This window comes from Candidatus Hydrogenedentota bacterium (assembly GCA_016791475.1).
GTDB lineage: Bacteria > Hydrogenedentota > Hydrogenedentia > Hydrogenedentales > JAEUWI01 > JAEUWI01.
The window spans coordinates 253-512 of the sequence record JAEUWI010000488.1 but is presented as its reverse complement, the minus strand read 5'-3'; the positions used below and the strand labels follow the sequence as shown (position 1 = coordinate 512).

Genomic DNA, 260 nt, shown 5'->3' with positions numbered 1-260 from the left:
GCCAGCGCGTTCGGATGGCTTTCGTCGAACTCAAACAATCCCGCGCGATTGTGCAGATGGAAGCCGAAGCCGTCCACCGCGACACCCGATCCGAAGCTCAGATAGATGCTCTGGATCAGCGACACCATGTTGCCTTCCTTATCGATCGCGGAGAGATAGATGGTATCGCCGGCGCCAGGGAGCGGCTGACCGGGAGACGGATCGCAATTCGCTTTCTCCGCATCGATCAGTTTCACGCGGCTGGCAGCGTAGTCCTTGGA

At 59.2% G+C, this 260-nt stretch carries 1 protein-coding gene; it reads right to left on the bottom strand.

Translation table 11 applies throughout. From position 1 onward, the window contains the following. Positions 1-260: gamma-glutamyltransferase (locus JNK74_30405; protein ID MBL7650481.1), on the bottom strand; the 260-nt coding region annotated here is incomplete at both ends.